This is a genomic window from Sphingobium sp. VMM (assembly GCF_056790315.1).
The window spans coordinates 1-12,086 of the sequence record NZ_JBXGSI010000015.1 but is presented as its reverse complement, the minus strand read 5'-3'; the positions used below and the strand labels follow the sequence as shown (position 1 = coordinate 12,086).

Genomic DNA, 12,086 nt, shown 5'->3' with positions numbered 1-12,086 from the left:
GCGGCCGGGTGGGGGTGCGGGCTGGTGCCGTCCATGCGCCGGGCGGCGCATCAAAAGTCCGCGAATCGACTCAGGGCTTCTTCACGTCCACGGTCGGAACCTCGACCGTTTCGTTGCGGCTGCCCACTTCGACCTTGGCGACGCTCGCCTCATATTTGGGCAGGGCGCCCTGTTTTACGGAGACTTCGGGCAAACGACCCTCCTGAGTCTTCTGCAGGTCGATGAATCCGGTTGCTATCCCGGCGCCGATGACGATAAGCGCGATCAGCAGCAATCCGCCGATGAAACGCATGGCACTCTCCTCTGTTGAACGGGGGGATGAACGCGGGGCCCGGTGAAATGGTTGCGATAGTGCCACGAACCGAGCGGAAGGTTGACGGCGAGCGGGAATCCCGCTATCGGCGCCGCTTTCCGAACGAACCCGAATTTCAAAGGTTGATTGACTATGTCGCGCATTTGCGAGCTGACCGGTAAGGGTCGCCAGGTGGGTCACAATGTTTCCCACGCCAACAACAAGACCAAGCGCGTGTTCCTGCCGAACCTGCAGAACGTGTCGCTGATCTCCGAAACGCTGGAAACCACCGTCAAGCTGCGCGTGTCGACCCATGGTCTGCGCTCGGTCGAGCATAATGGCGGCCTCGACAACTGGCTGGTCAAGACCAGCGACGACAAGCTGTCGCTGAAGGCCCGTCGCCTGAAGCGCGACATCGTCAAGAAGCAGGCAGCCGCAGCCGCCTGATTCGCTTCGATTCGTTTCGGCATAAGAAGCGGCCTGGCAACAGGCCGCTTTTTTGCGTTTCTTGATATTCCCTGCGCGGCAGGGAATGCGCCGCACCAGTCCGCGCCCCGACCCCGATCAATCCAATCGGAATTTCAGCAGCAAGGTGCGCTGGAAGAATTCGTGATTGTCGTCGGAGGCGACCCACAGGATCGTCCGGCCCTGTTCCCGGCTGAGCGCCAGTCCTTCGAAATTGTCGGCCAGCAGCGGTGGCGCCAGCCGCGCCAGCGTCCGGGCGCGCAGTTCCGTGTTCGGTGCGGGATTCTCAGGCAGCTCGATCATCGCGATCGTCGCGGTGAACAGTTCCTGCAGGGTCAGGCGCCGGTTCAGCACCAGCAGATGGTGATCGTCCAGCGCGACCATGTCGGTCGGACGATAGCCCTGCGGCGCGACATAATGGAGATGGATCGGGTCGGCCGTGTCATGCTCGGCCGGATCGCCCGACCAGAGCAATGTGTCATGATGGCCGTCGGCGGTCATGCCCATCTCGCCGATCGCGATGAAGCGGCCGTCGGGCAGGCGGGTGAAGGATTCGATCGATCCGGTCTTGGGCCAGGCGACGATTTCGGGCCAGGTCCGGCACGCCTCCACCCGCGCGAAGCCGGGGGAGTAGCGGCAGATCGCCTGGAGCAGCTCGAACCCGACCCAATAGCGGTCGCTGGCCGGATCATGGGTCATGGATTCCGAATCCCAGGACCACCAGGGCCGGTCCCTGTCCTGCGCTCGCACCGGCAGCGGCGCGATGAAGGGGCGGCGGCTGGCGCGGCCGGGGCCGACATGGAAGCCCATCAGCACGCCGGCATCGCTCAGCGCCAATATCTGGCCCGGCCCGTCGACCAGCAGCGAGGATATGCTGCCAAAGCCCGGATTGTCGCTGCCAAGCTGCCAGCCACCCAGATAGGTGAGCGTGCCGACCCGGCGGCGATCGGGATCGCTGCTGTCGAGCGGCACGGCGCGCGCCGTCACCAGCAAGGTGCCCGGCCGCACGGCGGCGGGCTTGGTGGACGGCGGGGCAGGCAGCAGCAGGATCGCAAGAGCGAGAACGATCAGGATTCGACGCATCGCGCTCTGCCATAGGGGAAATGTCGGCGGGACGCAGCAGGGGAGTGGCGAAGCGTTGCCAGCTGAACGGTGGCTGTCACCGCCATTCAGGCTCCACTCAACGCGAATCAGTCATAAGGGCATCAATCCTGGTGATCGGCCCGTCCGGTTCACCGCGGAAATGGCAATCTGAGGAGCAACGCCATGAAGATGAAGTATCTGATCAATCTGGGTGCTGCGCTCGCCATGGGCGCTGCCTCCCTCGCTGTCACGGCGACGCCCGCCATGGCGCGCGATGGCTGGGGCCGCGGCTATGAACGCGGCGACTATTACCGGGGTGATCGCGGCTATCGCGGCTATCGGGGCGACTATTATCGCGGCGACCGTGGCTATCGCGGCGGTTATCGCGGCAATTATTACCGCAATGATTATCGTGGCTATCGTGGCGGTTATCGCTGCCGGGACAATGGCACGGGCGGCACCATCATCGGCGCGATCGCCGGCGGCCTGCTCGGTAACGAGGTGGGTCGGGGCAGCAGCCGCTATGGCCGGGGCGACGGCACCACGGGCGCCATCATCGGCGCGGGCGTCGGTGCGCTGGCTGGCCGCGCGATCGACCGCAACTGCTAAGCGTCACCCCATCTGGTGACTTTGAAGGGCCGTCCCCGTGAAGGGGGCGGCCTTCTTGCTATCGGGCGGCATTGCCCCCGGCCTGTCGCCGGTCGGCGCGGGCGGCCGCGATGGCAGCGGGGTTGAGCCCGGCCTCCTGCGGCGACGCGGCACCGGCGCGCGCATCCAGCTGCGCCGCGGCGGCATTGAGCGCGCTGGCTTCGGCCGCGCTGACGCCGCCGACGCCATCATCCTGGCCGGAATTGCAGGCACCCAGCGCCAGCAGGAGCAGCAGGGCAGATCGCTTGGTCACTCGCCGGTCCTTTCGCGCATAAGAAAAGGGCCGCTCCCGTTTCCGGTGCGGCCCTTTTCCAAGAAACTCTTCCCGAAAGGGAAATTACATCGCGTTGGCGACGTTGTTGGTCGCGTTCGAAGCGGCGTTCGCAGCGTTGTCGGCAGCGTTCATCGCGGCGTTCATGGCGTTGTCGGCAGCGTTCGAAGCGTTCTCAGCAGCGTTGGCGGCGTTGTTGGCAGCGTTTTCGGCGGTGTGGCCACCGCAAGCAGCCAGACCCAGCGAAGCGGCGAGAACGAGCGAAAGAGCAATCGACTTGGACATGGGCAAACCCCTCTCAGAGAAAAAAAAGATGCAGACCACTCTCGGAGAAAAGCTCACCCCCCATTGCGCCTGCGCGCTGATTCGTAATGCTTTGGGCGAAGCAAGGCAATCCCATTCCTGAGCGGGAGGGCCTGATAAGGCGCGGTTTTTGTCGGAAGTGCCCGCAATGGAGGGCCATTGACGCATATAAAGATTTCTTTATATGATTGCTTCATGAGTGGCGCCCTCGACATTTTCCGGTCTCTTGGAGACCCGACGCGGCTGCGCATCGCCCACCTGTTGCGGGCGATGGAACTGGCCGTGGGCGAAGTGGCGCAGGTGGTCGACCAGAGCCAGCCGCGGGTGTCGCGCCATATCCGCATTCTCGTGGAATCCGGCCTGGTCGAACGGCGCAAGGAGGGCAATTGGGTCTTCCTGCGGCTGGGGCAGAAGGCGTCGGTCCAGCCCTTCATCACCTTGTTCGACCGGTTGCAGCCGTCAGCCACCGAAGCTGCCTGGCAGAGCGCGGATCTCGCGCGCCTTGCCGCCGTGCGGGCCGAGCGTGCGCGCGCCGCCGAAGCCTATTTCGCCGAACATGCCGAGGAATGGGACGCGATCCGTTCGCTCCATGTCGCCGAAGCCGATGTGGAAGCGGCGATGCGCGCGATGCTGGACGGGCAGGCGATCGGCCATCTGCTCGACATCGGCACCGGCACCGGGCGGATGATCGAATTGTTCGGCCCCGCCGCCGATCAGGTGACGGCGCTTGATCGCAGCCCCGATATGTTGCGGCTCGCCCGTGCCAAGCTGCCCGAGGATGCGGGCGACAAATATGCGCTGCTGCTGGGCGATTTCGCCGCGCTGCCGATCGATCCCGCCAGCGTCGACACGGTGCTGCTACATCAGGTGCTGCATTATGCGCAGGCGCCCGAGCAGGTGATCGAGCAGGCGGCGCAGGTGCTGCGCCCCGGCGGCCGGGTGCTGATCGTCGATTTCGCCGCTCATGAACGCGAGGAACTGCGCACCCGCGACCAGCATGCGCGCCTGGGCTTTTCCGACATGCAGATCGAAGGCTGGTTCGCGCAGGCGGGCCTGGAACTGGAGCGGGTGGACGTGCTGCCCGGCCAGGAACTGACGGTACAATTATGGCTCGGGCGCCAGCGCGGCGCCGACACCCTGCCCATCGAAGAACGGATTTCCGCATGACCCAGACTGACCGCGCCCGCCATGATGCCGAAGGGCCGCTCTATGCGGATCTGGCCGGCGACCTCAATGTGAGCTTCGAATTCTTCCCGCCCAAGACGGAGAAGATGGAGGAGCAGCTCTGGTCGGCGATCGAGACGCTGACGCCGCTGGCGCCCAAATTCGTGTCGGTGACCTATGGCGCGGGCGGTTCCACCCGCGAGCGCACCCATAATACGGTCGCCCGCATCGCGAAGGAAACGCCGCTGGCCGCCGCCGCGCACCTGACCTGCGTCGCCGCTAGCAAGGCCGAGATCGACGAGGTCGCCGACGCCTATTGGGAAGCGGGCGTGCGCCATATCGTCGCGCTGCGCGGCGATCCGCCGGAGGCCGGCACCGCCTTCCAGCCGCACCCCGATGGTTACAAGGGCGCGGCCGAACTGGTCGAGGGGCTGCGCAAGCGCCATGATTTCGAGATTTCGGTCGCCGCCTATCCCGAAACCCATCCCGATGCGCTGAGCGCGCAGAGCGACATCGACAATTTGAAGCGCAAGATCGACGCCGGCGCGACCCGTGCGATCACCCAATTCTTCTTCGAGGCGGATACCTTCTTCCGCTTCCGCGACACGGTCGCCGCCGCCGGCATCGACGCGGACGTCATTCCCGGCATCATGCCGGTCAGTAATTTCGCCGCGGTCCAGCGCATGTCGGCGATGTGCAACACCGATGTCCCCGCCTGGATGGGCCGCCTGTTCGACGGGCTGGACCAGCATCCCGCTGCGCGCCAGCTCGTTTCGGCCACGCTGGCGGCGGAACTGTGCCGCAACCTCTATATGGGCGGCGTGCGCGACTTTCATTTCTATACGCTCAACCGGGCGGAACTAAGCTATGCGATCTGCCATCTGCTGGGGTTGAGGCCTCAGGTTGCGGTGGACGCCTGATTTGAAACCATCCCCTCCGTTCGGTTCGAGCTTGTCGAGAACCGTAAGCGCGAGGGTTCTCGACAAGCTCGAACCGAACGGGACGAGGGGATATGACGATGAACGCTGAACAGAAATTGCGCGCCCTGGCGGCGGAAAAGATCCTGATCTTCGACGGTGGCTATGGCACCTCGATCCAGAAGCATGGGCTGACCGAGGCGGATTATCGCGGCGACCTGGACCTGGCCAAGGACCAGAAGGGCAATAATGACCTGCTCTGCCTGACCCGGCCTGACATCGTCGAGGGCATTCATACCGCCTATCTCGACAATGGCGCCGACATGATCGAGACCAACACCTTCTCCTCGACCAAGATCGCGATGGCCGATTATGGCTGCGAACATCTGGTATGGGACATCAATGTCGCGGCCGCCAAGATCGCGCGGGCCGCCTGCGAGAAGGCGACGGCGAAGGACGGCAAGCCCCGCTTCGTCTGCGGCTCGATCGGCCCGACCAACAAGACGCTCAGCATCTCGCCCGACGTCAACGATCCCGCCTATCGCGAGGTCGACTATGACACGCTCAAGGCCGATTATCGCGAACAGTGCGATGCGCTGATCGCCGGCGGCGTCGACTTCCTGCTGATCGAAACCTGCTTCGATACGCTCAACGCCAAGGCCGCCGGCATGGCCGCGCGCGAAGCCGAAGCGGCGGCCGGTCGTTCGGTGCCGGTGATGCTCAGCTTCACCATCACCGACATGTCGGGCCGCAACCTGTCGGGCCACACGATCAACGCCTTCTGGTATTCGCTGCGCCACCTGAAGCCGCTGACCATCGGCGTGAACTGCGCCTTCGGGGCGGACCTGCTGCGGCCTTATCTCGCCGAACTGTCGAAAAATGCCGACACGCTGATCCTGGCCTATCCCAATGCCGGCCTGCCCAATGAACTGGGGCAATATGACGAGCTGCCGGAAACCACCGCGAAGCTGATCCGTCAGTGGGTGGACGAGGGCCTCGTCAACATGGTCGGCGGCTGCTGCGGCACGACGCCCGCCCATATCGGCGCAGTGGCGAAGGCGCTGGACGGTCACAAGCCGCGCCAGGTGCCCGAACTGACGGTCGTGACCCGCCTCGCGGGCCTCGAACCGATGCACATCGCGGCCTAATTAGATGTTCCCCCTCCCGCAAGCGGGAGGGGGCTAGGGGGTGGGCCTGTCCAGGCACTGCCTCAATTGCCCACTCCCAGCCCTTCCCGCCTGCGGGAGGGGAGCAGGTAAGAAAAATGACCACGACCTCCCCCGATCTTTCTGGCGCCACCTTCGTCAATATCGGTGAACGCACCAACGTCACCGGCTCCGCCAAGTTCAAGAAGCTGATCATGGCCGGCGACTATGCCGCGGCGATCGATATCGCCCGCGAGCAGGTCGAAAATGGCGCGCAGATCGTCGACGTGAACATGGACGAAGGCCTGCTCGACGCGGTCGAGGCGATGACCACTTTCCTCAAGCTCATGACGTCGGAGCCGGACATCAGCCGCGTGCCGGTGATGATCGACAGTTCCAAATGGGAAGTCATCGAAGCGGGTCTGAAATGCGTCTCCGGCAAGCCGGTGGTCAACTCGATCAGCATGAAGGAGGGCGAAGAGGCCTTCCTGCATCATGCGAAACTCTGCATGGCCTATGGCGCCGCCGTGGTCGTCATGGCCTTCGACGAGACCGGCCAGGCCGACACGCAAGCCCGCAAGGTCGAGATTTGCGAGCGCGCCTACAAGCTGCTGATGACGATCGGCTTCCCGCCCGAGGACATCATCTTCGATCCCAATATCTTCGCCGTGGCGACGGGGATCGAGGAGCATAATAATTACGGCGTCGACTTCATCGAGGCCTGCCGCGAGATCAAGAAGCGCTGCCCCCATGTCCATATCTCGGGCGGCCTGTCGAACTTCTCCTTCTCCTTCCGCGGTAACGAGCCGGTGCGCCGGGCGATGCACTCGGTGTTCCTCTATCATGCCATCCCCGCCGGCCTCGACATGGCGATCGTCAATGCCGGGCAGCTCGACGTCTATGACGCGATCGACCCGGCGCTGCGCCAGGCATGCGAGGACGTGCTGCTGAACAGCGATCCCGAAGCCGGCGACCGCCTCGTCGCGCTCGCGGAAAGCTTCAAGGGCAAGGATGCGGCGTCCGAAAAGGCGGCGCAGGAATGGCGGGGCTGGCCGGTCGCCAAGCGCCTCGAACATGCGCTGGTCAAGGGCATCGACATGTATGTGGTGGAAGACACCGAGGAATGCCGCCTCGCCGCCGAAAAGCCGATCCAGGTGATCGAAGGCCCGCTGATGGACGGCATGAACGTCGTCGGCGACCTGTTCGGCGCGGGCAAGATGTTCCTGCCGCAGGTGGTGAAGTCCGCCCGTGTCATGAAGAAGGCGGTCGCCCATCTGCTGCCCTATATCGAGGCGGCGAAGGAACCCGGTGCCAAGGGCAAGGGCAAGATCATCATGGCGACGGTCAAGGGCGACGTCCATGATATCGGCAAGAATATCGTCGGCGTCGTGCTCCAGTGCAACGGCTTCGAGGTGATAGACATGGGCGTGATGGTGCCCTGGCAGGACATCATCAAGGCCGCGAACGAGAATGATGCCGACATGATCGGCCTGTCCGGCCTCATCACCCCCTCGCTGGACGAGATGGTGACGGTGGCGGCGGAAATGCAGCGCGCCAACATGACCATGCCGCTGCTCATCGGCGGCGCGACCACCTCGCGCGTCCACACCGCGCTGCGCATCGACCCGGCCTTCACCGGCCCGGTCGTCCATGTGCTCGACGCCAGCCGCGCGGTCGGCGTCGCCACCGCGCTCGTCTCCGAAACGCAGAAGGCCGATTTCGTTCAGAAGACCAAGGATGATTATGAGCATGTCCGCGTCGCCCGCGCGAACAAGGGGCAGAGCCAGCTCCTGTCGCTCGAGGACGCGCGCGCCAACGCGTTCGAAATGGACGAAAGCCTGAAGGCCCCCCGTCCGCTTCTGCCCGGTACGCACCGCTTCCCCGACTGGGATCTGAAGGATCTGGTCAACTATATCGACTGGACCCCCTTCTTCCGCGCCTGGGAACTGGCCGGCAATTATCCCGCCATCCTGGAGGACGAGATTGTCGGCGAAAGCGCCCGCAGCCTGTTCGCCGACGCGCAGAAGATGCTCCAGAAGATCATCGACGAGAAATGGCTGACCGCGCGCGGTGTCGCCGGCCTGTGGCCCTGCCGTCGTCAGGGCGACGACATCATCGTCCATGTCGAGGACGAGAAGCACTACACCCTGCCGATGCTGCGCCAGCAGATCGCCAAGCGCGAAGGCCGGGCGAACATGTGCCTCGCCGACTTCATCAGCCATGATGGCGACTGGATGGGCGGCTTTGCCGTGTCGATCCACGGCATCGAACCGCATCTGGCGCGCTTCAAAAATGCGATCGACGATTATTCGGACATCCTGCTGAAGGCCTTGGCCGACCGTCTCGCCGAAGCCTTTGCCGAGCGGCTGCACCATTATGTCCGCACCGCGCTCTGGGGCTATGCCGAGGGCGAGCAGCTGACCAACGAGGCGCTGATCAAGGAAGAATATCGCGGCATCCGCCCCGCGCCCGGCTATCCGGCCTGCCCGGAACATAGTTTGAAGCCCATCCTGTTCGAGATGCTGGACGCCCATCATGCGACCGGCGCGACCCTCACCGAAAGCTTTGCCATGCTGCCGACGGCGGCGGTCAGCGGCTTCTATTTCGGCCACCAGCAGGCGGAATATTTCGGCGTCGCCCGCGTCGGCCGCGACCAGCTGGAAGATTATGCCCAGCGCCGCGGCATCGACCTGGAAACCGCCGAACGCTATCTGCGCCCGAACCTGGACTGACGCCCGGCGCCTCCCTCCATCGGGGGGAGGTTGCCTGCTACCCCATGCCCGGCGGTGCCATGCGTGCCTCCGGGTAATTGCGGTCTTGCGCGCGGGCGGCGGTCGGTGGCTAAGTGCCGCGGACGACAGGCATGGGGGCAGGATGGCACGGCATCTCGACGAGCGGACGTTGCGGGTGGTCGGCTGGATCGCGACCGTCACCGCCATCCTCATGTATGGTTCCTATCTGGACCAGATCCGGATGAACCTGGCCGGAGACAAGGGCTCGGTGATCCAGCCGCTGGCGACCGTGCTCAATACCTGCCTTTGGGCGGCCTATGGCTGGTTGCACAAGGACAAGGACTGGCCGATCATCGTCGCCAATGTGCCCGGCATCATCCTGGGTGCGACCTGCCTCTACACCGCGCTTTAGGGCTGATCTTTCGCTCGGCCTGCTTGAAACTAAGTCGCAATTGCATTCATGTTGCAGATGCGTAATAGGCTGGGCTTTCGGATGACAGCCCACGGAGCCCCGGTGACCAAGCGCATATTGTTCCAGATCCACTGGTTCCTGGGGATCACCGCCGGCCTGGTGCTGGCGCTGATGGGCGTGACCGGCGCGACCATGAGCTTCGAGGACGAGATCAGCGAGGCGCTGTCGCCGCGCCTCTATGCGCCCGGCGTGCCGTCCAGGCCGGACCTGTCGCCCGACCAGTTGATCGCCAGGGTGCAGGCCGACAATCCGGGCTATTATATCGCGCGGCTGGACTGGGAAATGGCGCGTGACCGGGCGCACAGCGTGCGCCTGTCGTCGAGCGAAGGGCGCGACCGCAAGCAGGGGCAGGTCGATCGGGCCACCGGCGCCTGGCTCGGCGCGCCGGCGGGCGAAGGCTTTTTCCATCTGATGGACGATCTGCATCGCTGGCTGGCGCTGCCGGGCGGTGGCAATGGCATCGGTCGGCAGATCACTGCCTTCAGCGCGATTTCGCTGATCTTCTTCGCTTTGTCCGGCCTCTATCTGCGCTGGCCGCGGCAGGCGCTGGACTGGCGCGCCTGGCTGGTGCTGGACCTGCGCAAGACCGGGCGCAACCTGTGGCGCGCGCTGCATGTCGTGATCGGCACCTGGGTGCTGCTCTTCTATCTGCTGAGCGCGCTCACCGGCCTGTGGTGGAGCTATGACTGGTATCGGCAAGGGGTGATATACAGCCTGACCGGCAAGGCACCGGGCGAGGAAGGGCGGCGGTCGGAAAAGCGCGAGGGGATCGCGCCGCGCCCGTCGATCGATCCGGCCTGGACCGCCTTCCGCCGCGCCACCGGCAATGACTATATCTGGGTACGCATCACCCAGCCGGCGCCATCGCAGCCGATGAAGACGATCAGCTTCGACGCCCGGCCCGAAGGCGCGCGCCATCTGCGCCAGACCGACAAATATAGCTATGATCCGGCCAGCTATGCGCTGGAGAAGCGCGACCTCTATGATCGCCGGCCGCTGGGCGTGATCATCACCCAGAGCGTCTATGAACTGCACCGCGGTGCCTTTTTCGGGCTGCCCGGCCGGATCATCATGATGCTGACCAGCCTCACCATGCCGCTGTTCACGGTGACCGGCTTCCTGCTCTATCTCTCGCGCCGCAAGCGCAAGCAGGCGGCGCGGGCGCTGGCCGGCGATGTCGCGGCGGTTGCGGGCGGCGACATGGGCGGCGGCGACCTGCTGATCGCCTATGCCAGCCAGACCGGGACGGCCGAGATTCGTGCGCGCAATGCGGCGCAGGCGCTGGCCCATGGCGGGGTGCGGGCACAGGTGGTGCCGGTCGGCCGGCTGACCCGTAACATGCTGGCGGGGGCGCAGCGCATCCTGTTCGTCGTTTCGACCTATGGCGAGGGTGAGCCGCCGGACATGGCGCGCGGCTTTGCCAGCCGGCTGCTGCGCGGCGGGGCGATCGATCTTGGCCATCTCCATTATGGCGTGCTGGCGATCGGCGACCGGGAATATCCCGATTTCTGCGCCTTCGGCATCGCGGTCGATGGCTGGATGGCTGGGGCGGGCGCGCAGCCGCTCTTCCCGCTGATCGCCATGGGGCATGAAGATGAAGCGGCGGAGCAGGCCTGGCATGATGCGTTGCATGATCTGGGCGCGGGCGAGGGCGATCGGGGCCAGATGGTGATCCCGTTCACGCCGTGGCGACTGGTGGCGCGCCATGCGCTCAATCCCGACAGCCCGGCGCTCACCGCCTATCATCTGCAGTTCGAGCCGGTGGGTACGGACGTGCCTGAATGGCAGGCGGGCGATATCGTCGAACTCCACCCCTGCAACGCGCCCGAGGCGGTCGAGGCGCTGCTGGCCAGCCAGGCGCCCGAGGGCGATCTGATCGCGGTGCCGGCGGCGTTGCGGGCGGAACTGGCACGCGCGATGCTGCCCGAAGCCGGAACCCCGCTCACCATGGCAGAAGCGCGGGCGCTGCGCCCGCTGCCGGCGCGCGAATATTCGGCGGCGTCGATCATGGCCGATGGCGTGCTGGACCTGGTGGTGCGGCAGGTGCGCGATGATGACGGGCGGCTGGGCATCGGTTCGGGCTGGCTGACCGCGCATATGGCGCCGGGCGAGACGACGATGATGCGGGTGCGGCCCAATCCGGGCTTCCGCACCGATCCGGCGGCGCGCGGCGCGATGATCCTGATCGGCAATGGCACCGGCATTGCCGGGCTGCGCGCCCATCTGCGCGCCGCCGCCCATGACGGGATGGGCGGCCACTGGCTGCTGTTCGGCGAGCGCAGCCGGGCGCATGAGCGCTATTTCGATGCGGAACTGTCGACCTGGCTGGCGGACGGCACGCTGGCACGGCTGGATCGCAGCTTCTCGCGCGATGCGGATTGCGGCCGCTATGTCCAGCATCTGCTGGCGGACGCCGGCGCGGAACTGCGCGAACGGATCGGCCAGGGCGCGACCATCCTGGTCTGCGGCAGCCTGGAAGGCATGGCGCAGAGCGTCCATGAGGCGCTGATCGCGATCCTGGGCGAGGCGATGCTCAATGACCTGGCCGAGGCCGGCCGCTACAAGCGCGACGTCTATTAAGGACGGATTGGAAG

Annotated in this window: 12 protein-coding genes; 8 read left to right on the top strand and 4 right to left on the bottom strand. The window is 65.3% G+C overall.

All coding sequences use genetic code 11. The features are described 5' to 3' along the window. Window positions 1-70: 70 nt before the first annotated feature. On the bottom strand, window positions 71-292 hold the full coding sequence (locus ACUCV3_RS18285) for a hypothetical protein (protein WP_004210483.1): 222 nt from the start codon (window positions 290-292) through the stop codon (window positions 71-73). 153 nt (window positions 293-445) lie between these two features. Here ACUCV3_RS18285 and rpmB point away from each other — a divergent pair, with 153 nt between their 5' ends. Next, on the top strand, window positions 446-739 hold the full coding sequence (gene rpmB, locus ACUCV3_RS18280; RefSeq protein WP_004210484.1) for a 50S ribosomal protein L28: 294 nt from the start codon (window positions 446-448) through the stop codon (window positions 737-739). 117 nt (window positions 740-856) lie between these two features. Here the strand turns inward: rpmB and ACUCV3_RS18275 are convergent, their stop codons facing one another. Then, on the bottom strand, window positions 857-1,840 hold the full coding sequence (locus tag ACUCV3_RS18275) for an esterase-like activity of phytase family protein (RefSeq protein WP_279729597.1): 984 nt from the start codon (window positions 1,838-1,840) through the stop codon (window positions 857-859). 183 nt (window positions 1,841-2,023) lie between these two features. Here ACUCV3_RS18275 and ACUCV3_RS18270 point away from each other — a divergent pair, with 183 nt between their 5' ends. Next, window positions 2,024-2,449 (top strand): glycine zipper 2TM domain-containing protein, encoded by a 426-nt coding sequence (locus ACUCV3_RS18270; RefSeq protein WP_279729598.1) that lies wholly within the window; start codon window positions 2,024-2,026, stop codon window positions 2,447-2,449. Between the two features lie 58 nt (window positions 2,450-2,507). Here the strand turns inward: ACUCV3_RS18270 and ACUCV3_RS18265 are convergent, their stop codons facing one another. After that, window positions 2,508-2,741 carry a hypothetical protein gene (locus ACUCV3_RS18265; protein WP_279729599.1) on the bottom strand — a complete coding sequence of 78 codons (234 nt, stop codon included), beginning with the start codon at window positions 2,739-2,741 and terminating at the stop codon, window positions 2,508-2,510. An 84-nt stretch (window positions 2,742-2,825) separates the two neighbouring features. Continuing rightward, window positions 2,826-3,044: a hypothetical protein gene (locus ACUCV3_RS18260; RefSeq protein ID WP_004210488.1), complete on the bottom strand. Its 219-nt coding sequence runs from the start codon at window positions 3,042-3,044 to the stop codon at window positions 2,826-2,828. A 213-nt stretch (window positions 3,045-3,257) separates the two neighbouring features. Here ACUCV3_RS18260 and ACUCV3_RS18255 point away from each other — a divergent pair, with 213 nt between their 5' ends. The 6 genes from ACUCV3_RS18255 to ACUCV3_RS18230 all read left to right on the top strand — a co-directional run bounded on the left by ACUCV3_RS18255 (window position 3,258) and on the right by ACUCV3_RS18230 (window position 12,072). Continuing rightward, window positions 3,258-4,229, top strand: a complete 972-nt coding sequence (locus ACUCV3_RS18255) for an ArsR/SmtB family transcription factor (protein ID WP_482240956.1) — start codon at window positions 3,258-3,260, stop codon at window positions 4,227-4,229. Further along, window positions 4,226-5,146 carry a methylenetetrahydrofolate reductase gene (metF, locus tag ACUCV3_RS18250; RefSeq protein WP_136186500.1) on the top strand — a complete coding sequence of 307 codons (921 nt, stop codon included), beginning with the start codon at window positions 4,226-4,228 and terminating at the stop codon, window positions 5,144-5,146. Before ACUCV3_RS18255 ends, metF begins: the two co-directional genes overlap by 4 nt. Before the next feature lie 98 nt (window positions 5,147-5,244). Next, window positions 5,245-6,291, top strand: a complete 1,047-nt coding sequence (locus tag ACUCV3_RS18245; protein ID WP_069336676.1) for a homocysteine S-methyltransferase family protein — start codon at window positions 5,245-5,247, stop codon at window positions 6,289-6,291. 116 nt (window positions 6,292-6,407) lie between these two features. Next, a complete protein-coding gene (gene metH, locus ACUCV3_RS18240) occupies window positions 6,408-9,020 on the top strand; it encodes a methionine synthase (RefSeq protein WP_279731714.1) in 2,613 nt (870 codons plus the stop codon). 142 nt (window positions 9,021-9,162) lie between these two features. Beyond that, complete coding sequence (locus ACUCV3_RS18235) at window positions 9,163-9,432, top strand: SemiSWEET family transporter (protein ID WP_004210495.1); 270 nt, start codon at window positions 9,163-9,165, stop codon at window positions 9,430-9,432. Window positions 9,433-9,534: 102 nt separating this feature from the next. Further along, entirely contained in the window at window positions 9,535-12,072 is a 2,538-nt protein-coding gene (locus ACUCV3_RS18230; RefSeq protein WP_482240955.1) for a PepSY domain-containing protein, read from the top strand. Window positions 12,073-12,086: the final 14 nt, after the last annotated feature.